Source organism: Paludibacter sp., assembly GCF_009712605.1.
In the GTDB taxonomy this organism is placed as follows: domain Bacteria; phylum Bacteroidota; class Bacteroidia; order Bacteroidales; family Paludibacteraceae; genus Microbacter.
Genome location: NZ_WASO01000014.1, coordinates 115,379 through 137,398, shown reverse-complemented (window position 1 = coordinate 137,398; position 22,020 = coordinate 115,379). Strand labels below are relative to the sequence as shown.

Genomic DNA, 22,020 nt, shown 5'->3' with positions numbered 1-22,020 from the left:
GGCAACCCCGCAAATACAATAAAGATGCCCAAAAGCATCACCTTTGAATCTAAATTTATTGTCATCACGCTGAATTTTGGTAGCTTTGCAGGTAATTACAATTCAACATATAAAATTCACATAGACATGGTTAAACATTTAGTATTTTGGAAATTGAAAGAAGAGGCTGCCGGAAATGATAAAGCAACCAACGCAAAACTGGTAAAGGAAAAACTGGAAGCACTCAACGGACAAATCGAAGGATTGATTAAGCTGGAAGTAGGCATCGATTTTACAGGCAATCCTGCTGACCACGACATCGCTCTCTACTCCGAGCTTACAAGCAAAGAAGCATTGGACGGTTATCAGGAAAACCCGCTTCACAAGGCTGTACAATCTTTTGTGAGGGAAGTGGTCAATGCACGTGCCTGCGTGGATTACGAAATTTAAATTACCTTTATACAAACAGGAAGGCGTTGAAGGCAATACCACCTTACAACGCCTTTTTTGTTTTTATTCCATTCCGAATAGCAAATAGTTCAATTATATATTTAGTTAATTATATAGAATATTTTAGATTAATGTCAGATTATATCACAGAAATCCACTACTTTTACAGACTTTAATTGTCATTTGTTAAATCCCCATGAATAACCTGCAAAATCATACTTCTGAGAAATACAGGTTCACCGCGCTTGATATTTTCAGAGGGATGACCATATGTTTTATGATCATTGTCAACACTCCCGGCAATGAAGAAACTACTTTTGGTTTCTTAAAACATGCAGATTGGCATGGTTTTACTCCCACAGATCTGGTATTTCCTTCGTTTCTTTTTGCAGTTGGCAATGCGCTTAGTTTTGCAAACAAACGCTGGGAGTCATTGTCTACGAAAACCGTAATGTTGAAAATAGCCAAACGGACTTGCCTAATTTTTCTTGTCGGTTATCTCATGTACTGGTTTCCCTTCTTTTCATTAAATTCTGATTCTCATATCGTACTTTCCCCTATATCCCATACGCGCATCATGGGGGTGTTGCAACGAATAGCACTTTGCTATAGCATCGTCGCCTTACTGGTGTATTCCCTCAATAGAGAAAAAATATTGGCTACAGGCATCGGTGCATTAGTATTTTACTGGATGATTTTGGTATGGTTTGGCTCCCCCGGACTGGAATATACAAAAACCGGAAATGCTGTTCTTTCTTTCGACTCTCTCATATTCGGAGTAAATCACCTCTACACCGGAGAAGGATTTCCATTCGATCCGGAAGGTATTCTCAGTACGCTACCCGCGTTATTCAATGTCATTTGCGGCTATTTAGCAGGATCGTACATTCAAAGGAAGGGCAACAATCATCAAACACTCACGGAGTTTGTTTTTGTGGGTTTGGGATTACTCATAATTGCGTATGCATGGAACCATATTCTTCCTATCAACAAAAAATTATGGACGAGCTCTTATGCTGTTCTGACTGTTGGGCTTGACTTTATATTGCTGGCAGCAATTATCTATTGGACTGATTTCCTAAAAATAAAACAAGGCCGTCATTTTTTTCAGGTTTTCGGAAAAAATCCGCTTGCCATCTATGTGCTAAGCGAAATTGGTGTAACGTTAATGTGGTTGATCCCAATCGGTGATACTCCGCTGTATTCCTTAATATACAACAACATTTTCGCCCATGCCGGCGGATACATCGGATCGCTACTGTTTGCTCTCTGGTGGATGTTTTCCTGCTGGTTGGTAGCCTACTGGCTTGATCGAAAGAAAATCTATATCAAACTTTAGCCGTTGCTGGTTCATGTCAATGAAAATAAAATATCTTTGCGGATGTTTTATTTAATTCGACTAACATGAAACGAGTTCTACTCTCTACCCGCCTTCTGCCCGAAGGATTTGCTGAGCTGCAAAAGCAGTTTGAGGTTGTATTCCCTGAAAAAGAAACTTTTACCCGCGATGAATTAATCGCTCTCCTACCAGATTTCGATGCATTTATCCCCACATTCGTCTATCCCGTCGATCGCGAAATGCTGGATGCTGCTTCGCAACGGGTCAAAATCATCTCCAACTATGGCGTGGGGTACAACAATATCGACATCGACTATGCCGCACAACTGGGCATCGTGGTGACCAACACCCCCGATCCGGTGATAGAACCGACCGCAGAACTGGCTCTTGCTCTGATGCTGGCCGCCGCGCGTCGTATTCCAGAATGCAACCGAAAAGTGCGCGTTCCCGGAGGACTGAAGTGGGGTGTACTGGAAAACCTGGGTCAGTCGCTCACTGGCAAAACACTGGGTATCGTCGGCATGGGACGCATCGGTCAGGCGCTGGCACGACGCGCACTGGCCTGCGGTATGCACATCGTTTATTACAACCGCCATCGTCTGTCGCCCGATCTGGAAGCAACTTATAAGGCCACCCGTCTCGATCTTGACGACCTCATCTCTACCTGCGACGTACTTTCGCTCAACACTCCGCTCACCGACGAGACCCGTCATCTGGTTGGTCGCGAACAATTGCTGATGATGAAACGGACGGCCATCATCGTTAACACCGCCCGCGGAGCCGTCATAGACGAAGCAGCACTGGTGGAAGCACTGCAACAAGGTTGGATTGCCGCCGCCGGATTGGACGTTTACGAGTTCGAGCCGCGAATTACGCCCGCTTTGCTTGAAATGGACAACGTAGTGCTTGCTCCTCACAACGGCACCGCCACCGTGGACACCCGCAACGAGATTGCCCGCTTTGCTTCGCAAAACATTATCCGCTTCTTCGAAGGACGGGATGATATTACGAGAGTTAACTAAAATACGATAGCACACAGAATACACGAAAGCAACAGAAAAACACAGATTAACTGCTTGCTACTAAAGGGGCGGTAGCCCTGTATTCTTGGTAGAAAATTATGGAGACAACGCCATGAGGAGCGTAGCTCTGGTTTCTAAGAAACATCGATAAAATGCTTGCTGTGAAGTTCAGTTTATTCTGTGTTTTCCGTGTACCTCATTTGCATGAGACCAAAATCCATTACCTTTGCAACCAAATTAAGTTTCACTTTCAATTATGAAAAAAACAATTTTTTTAACTATGACCGCATTGTCGATAACGGCGGGTGCTGGCAGCGCCGAAGCTGCCGGGAAGAGCGCTCCGCCTAAAGAGTTCAACTACATTGTCGATCAGTTTGCCGACCTGCAGATCCTGCGCTATCAGGTTCCCGGTTTCGAACAACTGAGCATCAAACAGAAAGAACTGATCTATTTTCTCTCTCAGGCTGCCAACGAGGGCCGCGACATTTTGTTCGATCAGAATTGCCGCTATAATCTGGCCATCCGCCGCACGCTCGAGGCCATCTACCTCAACTACAAAGGAGATAAAACCAGTAACGACTACAAACAGTTCGTCGTTTACCTGAAACGGGTATGGTTTGCCAACGGCATTCACCACCATTACGGAGAAGACAAATTTGCACCCGGCTTCTCCAAAGATTTTTTTATCAAACAGGTAAAAGCATTGCCGCAGACGAAAGTGCCTGTTCGCAAAGGACAATCGGTGGACGCTTTTCTGACAGAAATTTCTCCGGTAATTTTCGACCCTTCGGTGATGCCGAAAAAGGTAAATCAGGCGCATGGTGAAGATCTGATCAAAACCTCGGCCAACAACTACTACGAAGGTGACATTTCGCAGAAAGAGGTGGAAGATTTCTACTCCAAAATGAAAGATCCGAACGATCCGAAACCGATTGCTTACGGGCACAACAGCCGCCTGGCGAAAGTGAACGGTAAGTTGGTGGAAAAAGTTTGGAAAGTTGGCGGACTCTACTCACAAGCCATCACCCGCATTATCTACTGGTTGGAAAAAGCCGGCACCGTTGCTGAAACGCCTCAACAAAAAGCAGTCATCGAGAAGCTAATCGAGTTTTATCAAAAAGGTGATCTAAAGTTATTCGACGCTTACGCCATCCTTTGGGTACACGACACTCAATCACAAATCGACTTTGTGAACGGCTTTACCGAAAGCTACGGCGATCCGCTTGGATTGAAGGGAAGCTGGGAGTCGAACGTCAACTTCAAAAATCTGGAAGCAACCAAACGCACCGAAACCATTAGCGCCAACGCACAGTGGTTTGAGGACAACTCACCCGTGGATAAACGTTTCAAGAAAGAAAAAGTAAAAGGCGTTACCGCCAAGGTGATCACCGTGGCTCAACTAGCGGGAGATTGTTACCCCTCTACTCCGATCGGGATCAACCTGCCTAACTCCAACTGGATTCGCAAAGATTATGGGTCGAAATCGGTAACCATCGAAAACATAATGGAAGCTTACGACAAAGCTGCCCAAAAAAGCGGGTTTAACGAAGAGTTCGTCTGGAGCGACAATGAGCTAAAGTCGATCCGCAAGTACGGCTTCCTCACCGACGTGCTCCATACAGACCTTCACGAATGTCTCGGCCATGGTTCAGGAAAATTGTTGCCGGGTGTTGATCCTGATGCACTGAAAGCCTACGGTAAAACCATCGAAGAGGCACGTGCCGACCTGTTTGGTCTCTATTATGTGGGCGATCCTAAACTCGTGGAACTGGGTATTCTCCCTGACAAAGAAGCGTACAAAGCAGAGTACTACAAATACATGATGAACGGACTGATGACACAGCTCACCCGTATCGAACCGGGCAAAAACATCGAAGAGGCCCACATGCGGAACCGCCAGTTGATTGCCCGCTGGGTATATGAACATGGCAAAGCCGAAAACGTGGTGGAATTCAAACAACGCGATGGAAAAACCTTCGTGGTGGTAAACGACTACGAAAAAATGCACAAACTGTTGGGCGTGTTACTGGCCGAAATCCAGCGTGTGAAATCGGAAGGTGACTTTGAAGGAGCTAAGAAACTGGTAGAAGATTACGGCGTGCAAGTCGATCAAAAGCTGCACGACGAAGTATTGGCACGCTACAAAAAGCTGGAACTGAAACCCTACAAAGGCTTCGTCAATCCGGTGATTACAGCCGTGAAAGATGCTAAAGGCAATATCAAAGACGTGAAGATTTCCTACACGGAAGGTTACACCGAACAGATGTTGCGCTACTCCGGTAAATTCTCACCGCTGCCAACTTACAACGAATAAACTTATTCGTTATTTCACAAATTAGCCAGACCTGATTGATCAGGCCTGGCTAATTTGTATTTGAAATAAAGTTTCGTATTTATAAGTGGTTTGCCAATACGCTTTGTTCAAATTGCATACACGATCAGAACAGATATGCAAGAGCAATACTAAATACTTTATTTTTTGCAGTTACAGAAGATTCCGGCGAAATATTTGTCAGGCTAAATCCATACTGTAAGGTAACTTGCAAACTGCCGATTTCCACCCCGGGTCCAAAGTTCAATCCTAAATCCAAAGCTTTAAAATCTTTATTCGCACCTGTAAACTTTATTTTCTCGCCTGTCATGCTATCCTTACCACCCACACCATATCCAAGGTAGGGACCTGCAAACAATATCAGCTTAGCCGGACCAGCCAGTTCAATCTTATACATCGCATTAACCGGCAATTCGAGATAATCAAGTCTTTCGTTCGAGTTCACACCTGCCATGTCAATTTTTGTCCCCTTTGAGGAATAGAGCAATCCCGGTTGGATGACAAAATCGGTTGCCACCGGTATTTCTGCAACTACACCCACCTGAAATCCAACTAACGTCGACATAGACATATTAATTCCAGAGGATGAGAGAGTCATATTTGAAATATTCATACCAACTTTTGGTCCGATTCTCACCTGTGCATTAATCGCCACAAAGGAAGCAAGGCACATCACAACTGTTAGAATACTTATTTTTCTCATACTTGTAATTTTTTAGTCGCCTACTCTTAAAGCTTTTCGGCATCTGCTTCTTACTCTTTTTCAGGATTTTCAGAATATTCCTTTGCATATTAAGCAAACCACTGTTTGAAGAAACTGTCACAAAGATACATACAATCACACCTTTTGATATATATTTTATAATATATGTTATTTTAACATTCAAACAAAATCCAAATTCAAGAAGCAGAAACAGCCTCTTTTACTGTAATTTCAAATTATTTCATTCTATCATTAACAACAAAAATGCCGAACGAAAACTGATTCCCATTCGGCATTTAAGACTGCTATTTTTGTACTCTTTATAAGGAAAAACGTCATTTATCTCCCCAATACCTGCTTCCTTAACGCTCGCTCTTCCTCGGAAATTTCCCGCTCCGGTTCAATAAAATTGAGCTGTGTTACTTTCACTCTTATCGGAGGATTCTTTATCTCCATCAATTTTCCTTTGCGGGAAAACCGTACCGTAACTTCCGCATCTGTTCCCGGGCTCCCGATCAAATTCACGTTATGATAGTAATTGCTTTCGTTCAGCAAAGTGTCATTGACAGCAACAATCACATCTCCCTTATCTATTCCAAACGCGTTATAACCCGGAGAAGCATCACGTACCACACACCGTTTATCCTTTGCATCATATTCCACACTCACCCGTCCGAAGGTATAAATGCTATCCGGCTTTTCGGAAGTAAACCGATACCCTATTTTTTGCAGATATTCTTTTACAGGCAACTCTTTAGTTCCTACAATGTAATCGTTGATTAAGATGCGGATGTCAGGATGGGTCAGATTGACAATTTCATCAAACAAAACCTCGTCTTTAAAGTAGTGACCTTTATATTTTTCATTGAGTTGGAGTAACACCTTTTTAAGATTCATCTTTCCTCCGGTAAGCTCGTTAATCTTTACATCAAGCAAGAAAGAGACAAGAGCACCACGGTTGTAAACATTTGCATAATAATGCATATCGCTGTTATCAAAGATTTTCTTGCCAAATTCGGTCATCGAAATATCTTTATATCTATCACTGTAAAGGGTTTTCTGGCGAAACGTTTCCCAAAAATCCTCATCTGAGATCAGCGAATCTTTGTACAGAATGATATTTGATAAATACTCCACACTGCCTTCGTACAACCATAAATGTTCGGAAGCTTCGGGATTACGGTAATCGAAATTATATATCTGCTCCGATTTGAGAGATAAAGGAGTAAGAATATGCAAAAATTCATGAGCCACAACGTGAGTGAGAAATGAGTTCAGAATATCCCTGTTGCCCGTTTCCGGATAAAAATAAACCGAGCTTTTGCAGTGTTCCATTGCTCCCATGGTGCCATTTGCAAACAAGGCCTCATCCTGCCAGCCGGGAAAAAGAAATGTAAAAGTATAATTATCGGTAGGAAAAACAGAGAAAAACGAAGCAAAAGCGTTGGTTATAACCGGACTAATGGATGCAAGAATATCTCGCGAAGTTATTTTATGGTTGCGGGAAAATACCGCAATATGAAAACGACAATTCCTGACTTTGATAGAAACCGTATCAGGCCTCATATAGACCATTGGATTATCCTGCAAATCATCGTAATTCGGAGCTTTCACCACATCGTCGGTAGCGCTCAACGCTGAGATATTAGCTGAGGTAGCACAATATAATACAGTCTCTTTTTTAATATGCACTTCTGTCGGGCAATCCTTAAAACCCTCAAAGTAACCAAAAAGAGCAAACGTATTCAGGCAAAAGAGAGTACCGGGCTCAAAATAAGTACCCCCGGGTTGAAACACATAGTTTTGCTTCTTCGTATCGGTCCATGTATCATGAACGTCGTATGTAATGCGGGATAATGACTTTGCGTTTGAGATTCTGAAATTGCTTTCCTGCTTGTTATAACTTACTTTCAGCCGTTTCCCCTTGTGATCATAAGCCCGAAAATCATCAATATAGTCACCAAAATTCTTTATCGAATAGGAACCCTGCACGGCTCTCGGAATCTGATAAACCAGTTCTTCTTTTTGATAGGCGGGCACATCGCATGTAACCGAAAGGCTACCTTTTTTACCTTTAGTTAAATCAACAGTAAACCGGGTAACAGGCTGAGCCTGCAACACCATTACCGTCAGAAGAAATCCCAAAAAGAGAAAGTATTTCTTCATCCGTAGAAAAGTGTTTTAATGATTAGATGAAACGAGTCAGAATCAACAATAGGCGCCGATCCGGGCAATCATTTCCCAAAAGCTTAATATCGGATATCACCGACAACTGCGTTTTCTGCCTGTTCAAAAAGAGTATTGAAATCGGTCCCTTTTATCTCAATGGGAGCATGGACGGTAAATGTGAGGTGATTGCCAACGCCCAAAGGAAAATTCCCGTAACGGAATACTTTCCATGAGTCATTGATACTAACAGGCACCACCAACGCATTGGGAGCATATTTGCACAATATCTTTAAGCCGTTGGATGCAAAACTACGCGGTTTCCCATTTTTCGAACGCGTTCCCTCGGGAAAGATAACTGTAGAGCGGTTGTTTGCTTCAATATACTCAGCCATCTTCTTCAATGCCGGCAACGCCTGTTTCGGGTCTTTACGGTCAATCAGCACCGATCCTCCATGATTCAGGTTGTAGGAGACACTGGGAATTCCTTTCCCTAACTCCACTTTGCTTACATATTTCGGGTGATACTTGCGCAAGAACCAACCCATCCCGATAATATCGTACAAGCCCTGATGGTTAGCCACAAATATAAGAGGCTTTCCTTCTGGCAACTCCGCCTTCATTTCTATTTTTGCCGTGGAAAAGGTCGCCCATAAAATACGCAGCAAACAATAATTGAGCACATCGACACTCTTCTTGTGTGCTTTGTATCCAAACAGATTAAAACACACGTACTGAACAGGATGAAATATACACAAAACAAGGAAGAACAACACGTAAGCAAGTACGGAAAGAGGGTAAGAGATAATTTTTTGCATTGGTCTGAAATTTGATGCAAAAGTAATGAATTTTACCTTAGCAGTCGAACAACCATCCATCTTATCTCTTACCCTCCAACAGAAATTATAATGTCGTAAATTTATCGTGTCGGTTCTTTTGTATATTTCAGCATCTTACTGGCCCACGGAATAAACGCCTGAAAATTGGGAGCATCGGTATGACCGCCATCGTGTTGACGCCAGGCAAGTTCGCCATCCATTAAACCATGCAATACCGGTGGCATCTGTTCTTTCATATAATCATTTGAAACTCCCAGATCGCGTGCTCCCAATAATTTGAAAACAGTACCGGCTGCAATGGTTGACATGTAACTACCCTGCTGATCGAGCCAACGGGCATCGCCCTGTTCCGGAATGCCGTAACTGATAAAGGTAAGGCGCGGAGCACAAAGAGCTATCAACTCATGAGAATCGACAGGCAGATCGCAACCGGTTTTACTGCCAAAACGCGCTTCGGAAGCCGAATATTTGATATAGTTACCCGCCATCCAGTGATACTCGCCACTATTACCGAGACTTTCAACCGCTTCACCAAAAATACGGCGATGCAATGCTGCACCTCCTTTACCCGACGACCCAATGAGTCCGACAGCAAAACGAGGTTCGAAAGCAAGCGTCACCAAAGCTGCTTTCCCATAACGGGAAACGCCTTCTATACCTACTTTTTTAGCATCCACCAACGGATCGGTTTCCAGATAATCGAGACCACGGGCAGCACCCCATGACCAGGCACGCAAAGCCCCCCAGTCTTCGGGGTTACGGGGTTGTCCTTTATTAACCAGACCAATAATACCTCTGGTTAAGCCGGCTCCATTATCTGCCTGAATGCTGGCAGGATCAATGGTAACGTATCCCCACCCTGCGGCTAAAAGTTGCTCTGTAGGAGCCGATTTACCATCGGGTGCCGGGGCAAAGAAGTTCGCACCGGCTAGTTTAGTAATCGGTTGATAAGCCGGATATTTGTCAAATATCGCTTTCATTTCGGGATTTGACTTTATCATCATCTCTTTGAAAGCCACATTTATTTTATCCAGGTCTTCGTTTGAGGGCTGTGCCGGAGAGGGGAAAGAAGGACGACCGAACATCATCAATACAGGCACCGGCCCTTTCACATTTGCCGGAACAACCAGCATCATATTAATATCGACATTAATCGACGGACATTGACTGTTGTCCACATGGCCGACCAGTTGTTTTGCAATTACCGGAATGCGCCCGACATACTCCCGGTCGGTTATTTTTACCTCCCACTTAACGGATGGGATATTTTTAGGCAAGCGTCCATAGACTTCACGTTCAAAATCTTCGACAATTTCGGGACGGCGAAGCTTCCACCACATATCAGGAGATGTGACCTTCTTTCCGTTTTTAAGAGTAAGAACATCAGGAAGTTGTGGACATGGATTCGCCTTCGACTCGTCATAATTAGCATGGTTTGGAGCTTTTTCGTCTCCACTCGGACCGGGCCGCAGACTTTTTATGCCCAGTTGTTTCATCATGTTGGCATGATCCTGCTCGGCAGTAAACGTTACCGGAATCGGGTTGTTACCTGCTGACGGCGAAACACTTTGAGCCGAAAGCAGCTTCGGCATAGCCAAAATTAAACAGTAAAGAAAAATGCGTTTCATTGAGTATTAGTTTTATATGAAAATAGAATCTTTATCTTCAACTGATTGACAAATATTTCAAATAAAAAGAGGTTTGGGATATTTTCGAATCGTCAAAACGTCAGATCTCTTAGAATCAAGCCTCAAAGACATACTCTATTCACCCATTGGCTTCCTGTCCTCTCCGAATATTTAAGGTAAATCCGCATGAGTTCCCGCACCTATTAGTTATCAAGAGAAACATTCTTATTATCAGGAGTCTCTCCAACATTTCTTATTGTCAAAATCCAACATATCCATTCGTGTTAACATAAAGGATGTTTTGAATCATGTCAAATCTACAAATTTCAATTGAAATAACCATACACATGAAAACAGATTGCTAATTTCGCTTACAATGCTATTAACAGCAAAGTCAGGCTTAAACAATCCTGACTTTTCACATATCATTCCAATCGGAATACACTTTGGTGGGTTCACCGCATAAGGCTGTTCCTAATCTGACTTAGCAGCATTGGAAAATTAATACGTTGTACTTCGCTAAACTTCTAAATGCGTAATCTCTGAAAGCTTCATTACTCTCTTGACTTTAACATTACAATTCGTTATATTTGAATCAATCTTGCAACTGATACTATTCATCACAACTCTTTCATTCTAAAACACATGGTCTTTCGTTAACTTTTAAAACTAATGCTGATGTAGAATAAGCGTACACGACAATGATTACGAAAAACATTAATTTCGGAGCAATCTCAGGTCTTGACCTTAGACACAAATTCACTGAAGTCGTAACACAAGCAAAAGAGGATCACAAGTGCAACTACTACGTTATTACATGGAACGACAGTATTTTTATATTGAAACACGGTAGCATCGTAGCAAAAGTAACTGATCTCCCCGATAACTATGACGAAGACGTTGTTAACGATGCCCTTACAAAATACATTGCTCTGCACAAAGTATACAACTCCAGATTAGTACATCTCACTTACGAGTACCTTTGTGCCGAATACAACCGACTTAAAAACATACACAACAAATACACAACTATTTTCAGATCTTAGACTCAAATAGAAAAAGCAAAGCCCCGGAAATAAGATAGTCATTATTAAACCTCTTATTTCCGGGGCTTCTCATTAAGCCGATTACCACTGAACTTTACAGTCTATTACAATTCAATAATTTCTTCGTTCAGCACGGTAAGCTTTTCTATTCCGTTTTCATTTACCACAAATGTATTTTCAATGCCGACAGCTCCCGTTCCCGGAATTACGAATTTCGGTTCCAACGCAAAAGTATGTCCCGCTTTCAACACATCTTTAGAACGGGGCGCCAACACCGGCGATTCATTTAGTTCAATGCCGAGACCATGTCCGATAAAACCGGCCTGTTGATTATATCCCATAAAATATGGCAGCAAATTCCTTTTTTTCACTTTCTCAATGGCCGCATTGTACAGATCGCAAGCTGCTATGCCCGGTTTGGCATTGGCTTCTATGTCACTTTGAATTTCCAGAGCAGTTTGATGCGCTTCATACGCCAGTGGAGCAACTTTCCCGATAGAAAACACACGTGTCATATCGGATATATAGCCGGTAAATGTTCCGCCCATATCCACCATGATGGTGGTTCCCGGCTCCGGTATGGTTCCGTTCACTCCCACCGGCAGAGAGTTGTGCAAACCGCCACCACCCAACGCAAAATCGTATGGAGACGGATTGATCGCATTATCACCGGCAATTACGCTCCCCATAAAAATTTCCATCGATTGCCCGAATACCCGGATGTGTCCGAGTGCGCCTTTTTTACGAAACAATCGCTCTATTTCAATAGAGAAGTCTATATCCGTCATTCCCGGTCGGTACAATTGCGGCACTTCCGCATAACAGGCTGCATGCAGTTGTCCGGCATGGCGCAGCAGAGCGGTTTCATAGGCCGATTTCACACTTCTGACCTTACGGAGAGTTGCCGTGGCATTTAACGTTTGTTCGGGTATAAAAACCGATTGCAAACGAACAATCTCATTGTATGGCAGCTCGTCCAGTTCCAGCATAAGCGTATGAGGCAGAGCCACGCCTTTCTTTATCAGGATTTCAGCAATTTGCTCCGGCTTTCTGACATAGTGCACATTCTCACCTTTCAGGGATATCGGTCGTTTCACAAAAAACCAGGGAGCGCCTTTTACGGGCAGATAAAAATATCCACTGTATACTCTGTCTGCCACATAAAACAAATTCACATTGCCAGCAATCAGACAGGCATCTGCGCCTTTCTTTGCCATCTCTTTTTGTATGGCCTTCCACCGGTTATTCAGTTCCGGTAATATTTCTTCTGTAAACATAATCTTTTTTGTAGTCCCGCGGCCTGTTCCGACAGCGGTGTAAAATTCGGTGCAAAGATAATCATTATGTTTTCGGAGGAAAATTCATCAATCCGGACAGCAGGAAAAACGCTTTTAGAATTAAAATACGGGGCTTCCGCCCCTGTGACCCCGACTTCCTTTTTGCCTTGAAGCTAAAAGGAAGCAAAAAGTTCAAGGCTGTGCCCGCTTTGCTCAAAAAACCGGCTATCACCAAGCTAAATTGTCCAAACTCGCTCCCTCCTTTGGTCAGGAGCCTCAAACAATGGACAATTTCACGCTTGTCTCTCTTGTTTTTTGGCTCACCGGACAAGGCCGTTCCAAATCTGGCATAGCAAATTTTACTCATTTGGTGTCTATTCTTTGTATAAATCTTAAATGCGTTTTATCTGCCCGGACTGGCCGACACATCAGGCTTTGAAGATCATTCCTATTCTTTACTAACAAAGACATAAGCTCCGATAATACCGGCTAAAATGCCGGAAATGCTCACCAATCCGGCAGGCATGGCAATATCTTCACCCAGAGAAGCCTTAAAAATCCAGACAAGAATAAGAATTACGGTAAAAATTACGGCCATAATGACAAAGTAGGCGGCTTTTTGCCAATGGCGGAGCAAGGCAAAAAAGAAAATAATCAAGCCTGTAAAGAGCATGGCAATCATTGGAAAATTATCCCCGACACCTATAAGCAGGGAACTTCCAATCAAAACAAGAGAAACCACAAGCAGTAGGATGGTTTTCTGGATATGGACGTCTTGTAACCCGGAGAAAAATCGATTGTTCATAATTCAAGCTATTTTATTCTCAAAGTTACTCAATCCAACATTCAAAGTCAATCCTTCAATGAATATCAATCGCGTTAAAAATCTTTGAATTCTACAGTTTCACAGGACATAACTTACAACATACAGAGTATCCCGTCGGATTTGCAAACACGAGTGTTCGCAGATCAGCCGCTACGACGGTTTGATACATATTCGAGAGGTCGGAATTAAAAATAGAATAGATTGTTTATAGATAGAAAGATTCATTCCGCGAATATTTTTTCAAGGGAACTCCGAGAGTCTTCTCCTTTTACAATTTCGACTCCAATTGCCTTCTGTTGAAGAGTGTCGAAACGAATTTGCAAATCTTCCCAATACCGGGGATCGATATCGAAGCCATATCTGATTAAAACGGGGTACGTAATCGATTTTATTTTGCCCGTTTTTGTCGTATCGACCGAGCCGTTTTTCCCGAGCAAATTTACAATTTCCGTATTACTTTTTCCAATAAGAATGTGAGACTGAATCAAGTCATCAGCCATTGGCTTGCGTTGAGGATAAAATGCGGGATCATCATTCAGCCAGAGAGTCTTATCGAATTTTTGGCCAGTGCAGGAACTGAGTAACACTAGAAATAATACAACGATATGGTTTCTGACCTTATTCATATAATATCTTAAATTTTTGCACCACTGTACCGTTCTGTCAGATTTGCAATCCGACAGAACGATGATTTATGTATTTTTAAATCCATTTGCAAATTTATCTATAATTATATTTACTTGAAATGGAGTCCGTTTTATTGCTATTAAGTCATCTAAAAGTAAAATCGTTCTTATAATACAGCGCCTACACTCCTGCCTGTGAGGGTCGCTATGAACCCCTTTGTTAGATAATTCATATAGTTTATTCCACTCGTCAAAAAGTGAGGATGTATTTGTGACAATTAAATCGATATTTGTTTCACTTTTAAGCTCTTGTTTAGCAAATTCTAAAAGTCGGTTTTTGTATTTGTCTTTTTTTAACGAATGGCCGTCGATAATATCGTTTGTTGCAGGAAATAAACAATCAATTACATATTCAAAAACACGTCTGCATGAAGTCATAGCTTGAGCATACTGTTCTCCTGTTTGGGCATTTAAAAAACTCTGATTTATAGCCCAAAGCTTATCTGTCAAATCTGGAGCGGTATCTGTCAATTTAGAAATTATCTCATCAGTAATAGTAGTAAATATTGACTCCATTCCTTTTTTCCATTCTGTTGTTCGTTTAGCATTTTCGTAATTATGCTTATCGTCAAACAAACTATATCTATAGTTGGATAATTCTGTATAGATGTTTTCAAATGGAATACCTTTCAGCCTATCCTTCATGTCAATTACGTACTCAATACTCTCTGGCTCATTATTGTCTATCAAAATATTTAATTCTTTATTCAACACCCTAAATTTTGGACCAATACATTCTCCATACAACCACCAATGCAGTTCAAAAGAGTCATCAATTTCAAAGGCGCCTAAATAATGCTCTTCACTTACAAGCGAGTTATTTATTTTGTTAGCAAATTCTTTTGTAATAGTCTCAAAGCATATAATAAATACAGTATCTTCAATGAAATATCTGACTTTATCTGCAATAATTCTTTTCCAATTATCGCCCTTTAGTTGAAACAAATAATTCAAAAAATCAGCTGGATTATTTTGACGTAAGTACTCATAAATTGAAAGGTCTCCTATCAATATTTTGGAAGAAACAAACGGATCATTAAGTCTTAATAGATTATTGAATAATATTTTGTAAAAAACGCTATCATATCTACCTTCAATATCTCCACATTTAAAATGATAAGCTACTTTCATTGCTGTGTGTCTTTTTTATACGGTCTTTCGAAAAAACAAGATAATTATTACGCGCCTCAAATCTACAAATTCATTTTCAATCCGCTCATATTTTTGTTAATTTCTTTATTGATTATTGAAAAATGAAGCGTGCGTTCTCACTCTTTCCGTTGATCTCAAAAAAATATTTGTAATTTTTACACTTATTATTTGCAAATATCAGGAACATGTACGAATTTTACAGCGTATTTTTCAGAAAAACAAATACACAAATCCAACACTTATAAATCAATATCGTATGAAATCCCCATGCTTTAACAAACGCCTCTGTTTATTAAAACAATGCGGCAGGGGATTCCATTTGTCCTTTAAAATCTAAATTATTTACAAATGAAAAAAACAATCCTGACCACTTTGTGCCTTTCGGCGCTGACTTTCGGATTTACCTCCTGCCACTCTTCGGCTAAAAAGGCAGACCAATCCGATTCTATCAAAGTTGTAACTCCTGAAAAGAAGAACTTTACGGACACAATCAATGGCAAAGCCGTTTCGCTCTACACGGTAAAAAACAAAAGTGGCTTAACTGCCTATATTACCAACTATGGCGGACGTATTGTCGGTCTGGTTGTTTCTGACAAAAACGGCAAAGCTACCGACGTGGTGGTTGGTCATGCTACATTGAAAGAATATACCAATCCATTGGCTCAATATTATGGTGCGTTGATTGGCCGCGTAGGCAATCGTATCACCAAGGGTCAATTCACAATTGACGGCAAGGCATATCAACTGGATACCAACGATGGTCCTAACTCACTCCACGGTGGCAAAGCCGGTTATCAGGATGTGGTTTGGGATGCAGCCCAACCAAATGATTCAACATTGGTATTGAGCTACCTGTCGAAAGACGGCGAAGGTCACTATCCCGGCAATCTGAACATAAAAGTAACGTATACCGCCACAGCCGATAATGGTCTGAAAATGGAATATACAGCTACTACCGACAAAAAAACGATTGTCAACCTTACCAACCATGCTTACTACAACCTGAATGGTGAAGGAAGCGGTACAATCCTCGATCACCTGTTGCAAATCAACGCCGCCAAAATGACTCCGGTTGACAGCACACTGATTCCTACCGGCGAATTAGCTCCGGTTGCAGGTACTCCATTCGACTTCAACAAAGCAACCGCTATCGGCGAACGCATCAACGACAAAGCCAATCAGCAATTGAAATTCGGCAAAGGTTACGACCACAATTTCGTACTTAACGGCAAACCGGGCGAAATGTTCAAGGCTTGTACTCTTACCGGCGACAAATCAGGTATCGTAATGGATGTTTACACCGTAGAACCGGGTCTGCAATTCTATGCGGGTAACTTTATGAATGGTTCAAGCGCATTCAAAAACGGCATCAAAGATGCTTACCGTACTGCTCTTTGCCTCGAAACACAACACTTCCCCGATGCTCCTAACCACAAGAACTTCGCTTCAATCGAACTGGCTCCGGGCAAAGTGTACAATACTACAACCATTTACAAATTCTCTGTAAAGAAATAATTTATAGCGAATTACAAAAACAAAATGGCGACTGTAACAGTCGCCATTTTTCGTATCCGGTGAATTGATACCGTTATTAAAACTCGAATTTCTCCAGCTTAACAGTTGCAAACTCCTGCAGTACAGCAATATTCTTAACGAAAACGGCACCCTTGGAATGAGCAGTCAAAGCCTCTGCATCTTTCCATGTTTCGCAAATCATCAATACATCGGGGCGAGTAGCGCTTTCAAACACATCGTAAGCAATACAGCCTTCTTCCTTCAACGAAGATGCTGTCAACTCTCTGGCAGCATCCAACACTTTTGTACGGTTCTCCTCTACTACCGAGATAAATACATTTAATCGAATCATAATGCTATTTTTAGTTTATATTGAGTACAAAACTACATTTTTTTATTCCAAACGCTATCTATAGTCTAAACAAGAACTGGATTCGCTTATCTCCATCTATGATAATCGCCCCATTCTTCCTTTAATCTGAAAATTCTATTTAATTTTGTATAATAAACAAGCTATTGCAAGAAACCATTTCGCGTAACTTGCAATTTAAACCGACAATTTTTTAATTTACAAAAAGAGATGAGAGACAAATTAGAAAGACGCATCAATCTATTAACAATTTATGCTGTTGTCAGCACACTCGCATTAGGAACTCTAGTTTTCACTTCGTTCAAGAACAAAGAGAACAATATTTTGACCGATGAACTAACTGTAAAACGCATCAACTTGATTGGTGAAGATGGTAGCTTACGCATGGTAATCAGTAACGAAAAACGTCAGCATCCGGGACGAATAAATGGGAAAAATCTTGCACCAAGAGAACGGCCAGCTGGAATACTCTTCTTTAACAATCAGGGCGATGAATGCGGAGGTCTGGTTTACAATGTTGTTAAAGAAAAGAATAGCACCAACTCTGGCATGTCATTCACCATGGATAATTACCACAACGATCAGGTAGTGCAAATTTTAAATGACGAGACATATAACGGAGACAATAGCTCTGACATACAACGTGGTATTATGGTAAACGAATTTCCGGAGGTGCCGATTTTAATGCAACCAATGACAAATATCAGGCCATCCTGAAAATAAAAGACACCAACCAAAGAGAAGCTCAACTCAATGCCTTATTTGACAAAGAAGGTTCTCGAAGACGATTATTTCTTGGACGAAACAGGGATAATAAATCGGGTTTATTTTTATATGATTCCGAAGGGAATCCCAAGATGAAAATTTATGTCGACAAGCAAGGCACTCCTCGCTTTGAAGTGATTGATAACAGTGGAAAAATAAATGACATTCTAAGTCGCAAATAAACCGGTCACAGGCTAGCACATTTCAATTAACAATTTCAGAAAAACTGTCCGAATACATACCGTGACAGTTTTTTTTATTTTCATACAGCACGTATAATTTTCAAATAATGAAGCAATTATTGAATTTTATTTATTAAAAACGCTCTAAGTTACATCAACATATTCCATGCTCTTGTTCTGATTAATATCCTCAAATTTATCTCTACCTTTGCGATATGAATATCGAGAATAAAATACGTTTCAAGGCTGCCGGTCTGTACATTATCACAGGCATTGCCGTTGCGGTGATGGTTGTGTTTTTGTACAACATGAGAAGCAACATCAACAGCCAGCGGACAGAAATAGAAAAACAGCATCAGGTACTTGCTCTCACCAACGAGCTGATCTATGCAGTAGGTGAAGCACAATCGTCGGTGAGCCTTTTTGTGTCCACTCACGACACTACATATATCAATAAATTCGGCAAAAAGCTGGTTTCTATCAACACGTTGATTGATACTCTCGTCGTCAATGAACCGATTGGAAAAGCCAAATTGCAGCAGATCAAAATCCTGTTGGCACGCCAAACCTCCGAAGTTGCAGCCCTGAACCGTCAGTTAGGAAACAAAAACCCACTTACGCTTATCAGCGAACGTATTCGGCAATACAAACCTCAACCTAGTACTCCTTCACGTGTGGTAACAGTCAAACAAGACACTGTCTATAAAAAACCGGAAAAGAAGAAGGGATTTTTCAAACGGTTGGGAGAACTTTTCAGTCCCAGTAAAAACACAACGATGGTGATTTCCAACGTCAGGGTCGACACCGTAAAAGTAGGCGCTGAAGCACCTGCGCCGATCCTGACAGAGGTGAATGATTTGGCACTTATTGAAGGCAAGCGCTACGAAAAGACCATGAAAGCCATTGAACAGCAAGTGGCTCGTCAAATCGCATCCGACAGAGAAATCTCGACCCAAATAGCCGGTGTATTGCTCGATCTGCACCGCCAAACGCTGAATTCTGTATTGGGAACCATTGACCGGAGTGAAAAATCCATCAATCGAAATTACACGCTTTCTGTAGTGGGAGGCATCATTGCTTTGGGATTGATACTTGCATTTATACTGCTTATTATCTACGATGTCAACAAAGGCAAGGAAGCACGCGAACGTCTTCGTCAGGTAATGGAGAGCCGGCACAAACTGCTGCTTTCCGTTTCGCACGACATTAAAAGTCCGCTGGGCTCCATTCTCGGCTATCTGGAATTGCGGCGTCAGCAGGGCGAAGACATCAAATCGATGCAAAACTCCGCAAGGCATATTCTGGCATTGCTGGAAAACCTGCTTGAGTTCTCCAGTCTTGAACAAGGTTCGCTACAGGTCACATCCAGCACTTTTTCATTGGCTGACCTGAATGAAGAAACCGGTCAGATGTTCCTACCGCTGGCAGAAAAAAAAGGACTGCAATTTTCGTTCGATTCGGATACAGTTCGGCTCAAATCCGACCTGATGAAGATCAAGCAGATCATCATCAATCTGGTGTCGAACGCCATCAAATATACCAGTGAAGGTTCAATATCGTTGCACACAACGCATAACGGATACCAGCTTTTCATTGAAGTAACCGATACCGGAGCAGGAATCCCCACCGACAAGCTGGAGGAAATTTACGAACCATTCTCACGGGTGGAAAGCAACAACGCACTGGCACATGGCACCGGTTTGGGTTTGTACGTGGTAAAAGGGCTGATCGATCTGCTACACGGAAGCATCCATGTCGTTTCTGAAGTCGGGAAAGGCACAAAGGTCAAAGTAACCATTCCCTGCCGGGAGGCTGAAATACGAATCAAAAAAGGGACTAAAAAGATTACCGTATATGACGATGATCCGGTGATTGCACAAATGGCGTGCGATATGCTGACACGACTGGGACACAAAATAGTGGAGACGGATTGTGATGTGATCTTAACCGATATGGAAATGGGAGAACGTACTGGACTGGACATTCTGGCTTCGGCGGGCAACACTCCTGTCGTGATAATGACCGGTCACAGCGATTTTACGGCAGAAAAAGCAACCCGCCTCGGGTTCGAAAGTTTCTTGCCAAAACCATTTTCGCTGGAATCGCTGCGTGAGATTTTCGGGGAAGGAGAACCGGCAACCGATAGTTTTCTGGATGATGACGATGAAGAGATCAAAGAGATGTTTCGGGCCTCTACCGTTGAAAATTATAAACTATTGGAAGAAACGCTGGTCAACGACGACTTTGACAAAGCGCAGGCTGTGTGCCACAAAATGCTGCCCATGTTTGTATTGCTGGGGTATCCGTCCGAAGCCCTGCGCCGTATGGATGCTCAGCGTGGTAAGTCGTATGAGGGCTGGCAAAACGATGTAAAAGCAATCCTGGATATTAAAGTTTGATGCCGTAAAGGTGCATTTTGTTGTAGAGTGTTTTGCGGTCTATCTTCAACAATTGAGCTGCCAGCGTTTTATTGCCACGTGTTTTGCGCAACACATTTTCTATCTGCTCACGCTCATTGTCGGGCTGCAAAGCCAGATCTTCATTGGTCGATTGGGACGCAAAAGCTGGGATATCGTCAACCGTAATCATTTCGTTTGAGGCAAACAACACCAAACGTCGCACAGTGTTCCTTAATTCACGCAGGTTGCCGCTCCAGTGGTGCTTTTCGAGGAGCGCCATTGCATCGGGGGAAAAACCCTTGACCGACTTATCCAGTTCCTCGTTGGCCTGTCGCAAAAATTCATTCGCAAATATTTCGATATCGCCTTTCCGGTCACGGATGGGAGCAATAAATAGCGAAAACTCGTTGAGGCGATGATATAAATCTTCGCGGAAACGCCCTTCGGCAATCGCTTCTTCAAGATTTTCGTTGGTAGCAGCAAGAATCCGAACATCAACCTTTATATCTTTAACCGACCCAACCGGACGAACTTTTTGTTCCTGCAAGGCGCGCAACAACTGTACCTGCACCTCGTACGAAAGATTGCCTACTTCGTCCAGAAAAACGGTTCCCTGGTCAGCCTGCACAAACACGCCGGTTTTATCTTCAATGGCAGAAGTAAATGATCCTTTCAGGTGACCGAAGAGTTCACTCGGTGCCAGTTCGCGCGATAAACTACCGCAATCGACAGCAATAAAAGGCTTGTTACGACGCGGACTGTTTTCATGAATCATTCGTGCTGCATATTCCTTTCCGGTACCGCTTTCGCCCATAATAAGCACCGACATACGTGTAGGAGCTACCTTCTGAATATGATCGTACATCTGACGAGCCACCGCACTTTTACCTAACACCATGCCGTCAACATTCGCTTTTACTGCTTTTACGGGCTTTGCCTCAGACGGTTTCTTCGAAAGAGCCTGTTCTATCTTTTCTTTCAAAATAACCGGATTCATTGGTTTTTCCAGAAAATCCTCAGCGCCGAGCTTCATTGCCGCAACTGCACTCTGAATCTCGCCATAGCTGGACATCACAATAACGGGGGTATCCATGTTCAGGTCACGCATCCAATGTAAAAGCATGATGCCGTCACCATCAGGCAAACGCAAGTCACTCAACACAAGGTCGACATTCTTATGTGTCAATTCTGCCTGTGCCGAAGCAATATCGGAGCATAATTCTGCCTCGAATCCATTCCGACAACACCATTTTTGTAACATTGTTCCAAAAGCGGCATCGTCTTCGATCAGTAAAATCGTTTGTTTCATACAGGGAGCAAAAATAAGCAATTTAGCGGATATTT

General features: G+C 42.3%; 19 protein-coding genes. 8 read left to right on the top strand and 11 right to left on the bottom strand.

The annotated features are described in order from the left end of the window. The first annotated feature begins 126 nt into the window (after positions 1–126). The 4 genes from F8N35_RS10880 (at position 127) to F8N35_RS10865 (ending at position 5,104) form a co-directional block, all read left to right on the top strand. Positions 127–429 (top strand): Dabb family protein, encoded by a 303-nt coding sequence (locus tag F8N35_RS10880; RefSeq protein ID WP_293052670.1) that lies wholly within the window; start codon positions 127–129, stop codon positions 427–429. A gap of 196 nt (positions 430–625) precedes the next feature. Continuing rightward, complete coding sequence (locus F8N35_RS10875; RefSeq protein ID WP_293052667.1) at positions 626–1,768, top strand: DUF5009 domain-containing protein; 1,143 nt, start codon at positions 626–628, stop codon at positions 1,766–1,768. A 65-nt stretch (positions 1,769–1,833) separates the two neighbouring features. Continuing rightward, positions 1,834–2,790 (top strand): NAD(P)-dependent oxidoreductase, encoded by a 957-nt coding sequence (locus F8N35_RS10870; protein WP_293052664.1) that lies wholly within the window; start codon positions 1,834–1,836, stop codon positions 2,788–2,790. A 256-nt stretch (positions 2,791–3,046) separates the two neighbouring features. After that, positions 3,047–5,104 (top strand): dihydrofolate reductase, encoded by a 2,058-nt coding sequence (locus tag F8N35_RS10865; RefSeq protein WP_293052661.1) that lies wholly within the window; start codon positions 3,047–3,049, stop codon positions 5,102–5,104. Positions 5,105–5,228: 124 nt separating this feature from the next. On the opposite strand, the gene F8N35_RS10860 is transcribed toward F8N35_RS10865, so the two are convergent. The 4 genes from F8N35_RS10860 to F8N35_RS10845 all read right to left on the bottom strand — a co-directional run bounded on the left by F8N35_RS10860 (position 5,229) and on the right by F8N35_RS10845 (position 10,458). Then, entirely contained in the window at positions 5,229–5,825 is a 597-nt protein-coding gene (locus F8N35_RS10860) for a porin family protein (RefSeq protein ID WP_293052658.1), read from the bottom strand. Between the two features lie 339 nt (positions 5,826–6,164). Next, positions 6,165–7,991, bottom strand: a complete 1,827-nt coding sequence (locus F8N35_RS10855) for a hypothetical protein (RefSeq protein WP_293052655.1) — start codon at positions 7,989–7,991, stop codon at positions 6,165–6,167. Positions 7,992–8,074: 83 nt separating this feature from the next. Then, complete coding sequence (locus F8N35_RS10850; protein WP_293052652.1) at positions 8,075–8,809, bottom strand: lysophospholipid acyltransferase family protein; 735 nt, start codon at positions 8,807–8,809, stop codon at positions 8,075–8,077. Positions 8,810–8,910: 101 nt separating this feature from the next. Continuing rightward, positions 8,911–10,458 (bottom strand): acetylxylan esterase, encoded by a 1,548-nt coding sequence (locus F8N35_RS10845; protein ID WP_293052649.1) that lies wholly within the window; start codon positions 10,456–10,458, stop codon positions 8,911–8,913. Between the two features lie 701 nt (positions 10,459–11,159). Here F8N35_RS10845 and F8N35_RS10840 point away from each other — a divergent pair. Continuing rightward, positions 11,160–11,504 carry a hypothetical protein gene (locus tag F8N35_RS10840; RefSeq protein ID WP_293052646.1) on the top strand — a complete coding sequence of 115 codons (345 nt, stop codon included), beginning with the start codon at positions 11,160–11,162 and terminating at the stop codon, positions 11,502–11,504. A gap of 104 nt (positions 11,505–11,608) precedes the next feature. Here the strand turns inward: F8N35_RS10840 and F8N35_RS10835 are convergent, their stop codons facing one another. From F8N35_RS10835 to F8N35_RS10815, 5 genes are all read right to left on the bottom strand, one after another. Then, positions 11,609–12,781: a Xaa-Pro peptidase family protein gene (locus F8N35_RS10835; protein ID WP_293052643.1), complete on the bottom strand. Its 1,173-nt coding sequence runs from the start codon at positions 12,779–12,781 to the stop codon at positions 11,609–11,611. A 64-nt stretch (positions 12,782–12,845) separates the two neighbouring features. After that, positions 12,846–13,148: a hypothetical protein gene (locus tag F8N35_RS10830; protein ID WP_293052640.1), complete on the bottom strand. Its 303-nt coding sequence runs from the start codon at positions 13,146–13,148 to the stop codon at positions 12,846–12,848. A gap of 81 nt (positions 13,149–13,229) precedes the next feature. Continuing rightward, positions 13,230–13,586: a hypothetical protein gene (locus tag F8N35_RS10825; RefSeq protein WP_293052637.1), complete on the bottom strand. Its 357-nt coding sequence runs from the start codon at positions 13,584–13,586 to the stop codon at positions 13,230–13,232. A 242-nt stretch (positions 13,587–13,828) separates the two neighbouring features. After that, complete coding sequence (locus F8N35_RS10820; protein WP_293052634.1) at positions 13,829–14,233, bottom strand: hypothetical protein; 405 nt, start codon at positions 14,231–14,233, stop codon at positions 13,829–13,831. A 66-nt stretch (positions 14,234–14,299) separates the two neighbouring features. Beyond that, the gene (locus F8N35_RS10815; RefSeq protein WP_293052631.1) at positions 14,300–15,424 is read right to left on the bottom strand and encodes a hypothetical protein; all 1,125 of its coding nucleotides are present in this window, start codon (positions 15,422–15,424) and stop codon (positions 14,300–14,302) included. Positions 15,425–15,793: 369 nt separating this feature from the next. On the opposite strand from F8N35_RS10815, the gene F8N35_RS10810 reads away from it, so the two are divergent. Beyond that, positions 15,794–16,960: an aldose epimerase family protein gene (locus F8N35_RS10810; RefSeq protein ID WP_293052628.1), complete on the top strand. Its 1,167-nt coding sequence runs from the start codon at positions 15,794–15,796 to the stop codon at positions 16,958–16,960. Between the two features lie 76 nt (positions 16,961–17,036). Here the strand turns inward: F8N35_RS10810 and F8N35_RS10805 are convergent, their stop codons facing one another. Further along, positions 17,037–17,312, bottom strand: coding sequence for a putative quinol monooxygenase (locus tag F8N35_RS10805; RefSeq protein WP_293052625.1), 276 nt, complete (start codon positions 17,310–17,312; stop codon positions 17,037–17,039). A gap of 228 nt (positions 17,313–17,540) precedes the next feature. On the opposite strand from F8N35_RS10805, the gene F8N35_RS10800 reads away from it, so the two are divergent. Together F8N35_RS10800 and F8N35_RS10795 are read left to right on the top strand one after the other, a co-directional pair. After that, complete coding sequence (locus F8N35_RS10800) at positions 17,541–18,047, top strand: hypothetical protein (protein ID WP_293052622.1); 507 nt, start codon at positions 17,541–17,543, stop codon at positions 18,045–18,047. 445 nt (positions 18,048–18,492) lie between these two features. Then, positions 18,493–20,676 (top strand): ATP-binding protein, encoded by a 2,184-nt coding sequence (locus tag F8N35_RS10795; RefSeq protein ID WP_293052619.1) that lies wholly within the window; start codon positions 18,493–18,495, stop codon positions 20,674–20,676. On the opposite strand, the gene F8N35_RS10790 is transcribed toward F8N35_RS10795, so the two are convergent. Next, positions 20,666–21,985: a sigma-54 dependent transcriptional regulator gene (locus F8N35_RS10790; RefSeq protein ID WP_293052616.1), complete on the bottom strand. Its 1,320-nt coding sequence runs from the start codon at positions 21,983–21,985 to the stop codon at positions 20,666–20,668. The two genes, F8N35_RS10795 and F8N35_RS10790, sit on opposite strands and share 11 nt — an antisense overlap. Positions 21,986–22,020 lie beyond the last annotated feature (35 nt).

Coding starts and splice junctions, on each gene's coding strand:
- F8N35_RS10805 (WP_293052625.1), bottom strand. CDS start 17,312: ATGATTCGATTAAATGTATTTATCTCGGTAGTAGAGGAGAACCGTACA.
- F8N35_RS10830 (WP_293052640.1), bottom strand. CDS start 13,148: ATGAGTAAAATTTGCTATGCCAGATTTGGAACGGCCTTGTCCGGTGAG.
- F8N35_RS10840 (WP_293052646.1), top strand. CDS start 11,160: ATGATTACGAAAAACATTAATTTCGGAGCAATCTCAGGTCTTGACCTT.
- F8N35_RS10865 (WP_293052661.1), top strand. CDS start 3,047: ATGAAAAAAACAATTTTTTTAACTATGACCGCATTGTCGATAACGGCG.
- F8N35_RS10870 (WP_293052664.1), top strand. CDS start 1,834: ATGAAACGAGTTCTACTCTCTACCCGCCTTCTGCCCGAAGGATTTGCT.
- F8N35_RS10815 (WP_293052631.1), bottom strand. CDS start 15,424: ATGAAAGTAGCTTATCATTTTAAATGTGGAGATATTGAAGGTAGATAT.
- F8N35_RS10790 (WP_293052616.1), bottom strand. CDS start 21,985: ATGAAACAAACGATTTTACTGATCGAAGACGATGCCGCTTTTGGAACA.
- F8N35_RS10855 (WP_293052655.1), bottom strand. CDS start 7,991: ATGAAGAAATACTTTCTCTTTTTGGGATTTCTTCTGACGGTAATGGTG.
- F8N35_RS10825 (WP_293052637.1), bottom strand. CDS start 13,586: ATGAACAATCGATTTTTCTCCGGGTTACAAGACGTCCATATCCAGAAA.
- F8N35_RS10810 (WP_293052628.1), top strand. CDS start 15,794: ATGAAAAAAACAATCCTGACCACTTTGTGCCTTTCGGCGCTGACTTTC.
- F8N35_RS10850 (WP_293052652.1), bottom strand. CDS start 8,809: ATGCAAAAAATTATCTCTTACCCTCTTTCCGTACTTGCTTACGTGTTG.
- F8N35_RS10835 (WP_293052643.1), bottom strand. CDS start 12,781: ATGTTTACAGAAGAAATATTACCGGAACTGAATAACCGGTGGAAGGCC.
- F8N35_RS10880 (WP_293052670.1), top strand. CDS start 127: ATGGTTAAACATTTAGTATTTTGGAAATTGAAAGAAGAGGCTGCCGGA.
- F8N35_RS10820 (WP_293052634.1), bottom strand. CDS start 14,233: ATGAATAAGGTCAGAAACCATATCGTTGTATTATTTCTAGTGTTACTC.
- F8N35_RS10860 (WP_293052658.1), bottom strand. CDS start 5,825: ATGAGAAAAATAAGTATTCTAACAGTTGTGATGTGCCTTGCTTCCTTT.
- F8N35_RS10875 (WP_293052667.1), top strand. CDS start 626: ATGAATAACCTGCAAAATCATACTTCTGAGAAATACAGGTTCACCGCG.
- F8N35_RS10795 (WP_293052619.1), top strand. CDS start 18,493: ATGAATATCGAGAATAAAATACGTTTCAAGGCTGCCGGTCTGTACATT.
- F8N35_RS10800 (WP_293052622.1), top strand. CDS start 17,541: ATGAGAGACAAATTAGAAAGACGCATCAATCTATTAACAATTTATGCT.
- F8N35_RS10845 (WP_293052649.1), bottom strand. CDS start 10,458: ATGAAACGCATTTTTCTTTACTGTTTAATTTTGGCTATGCCGAAGCTG.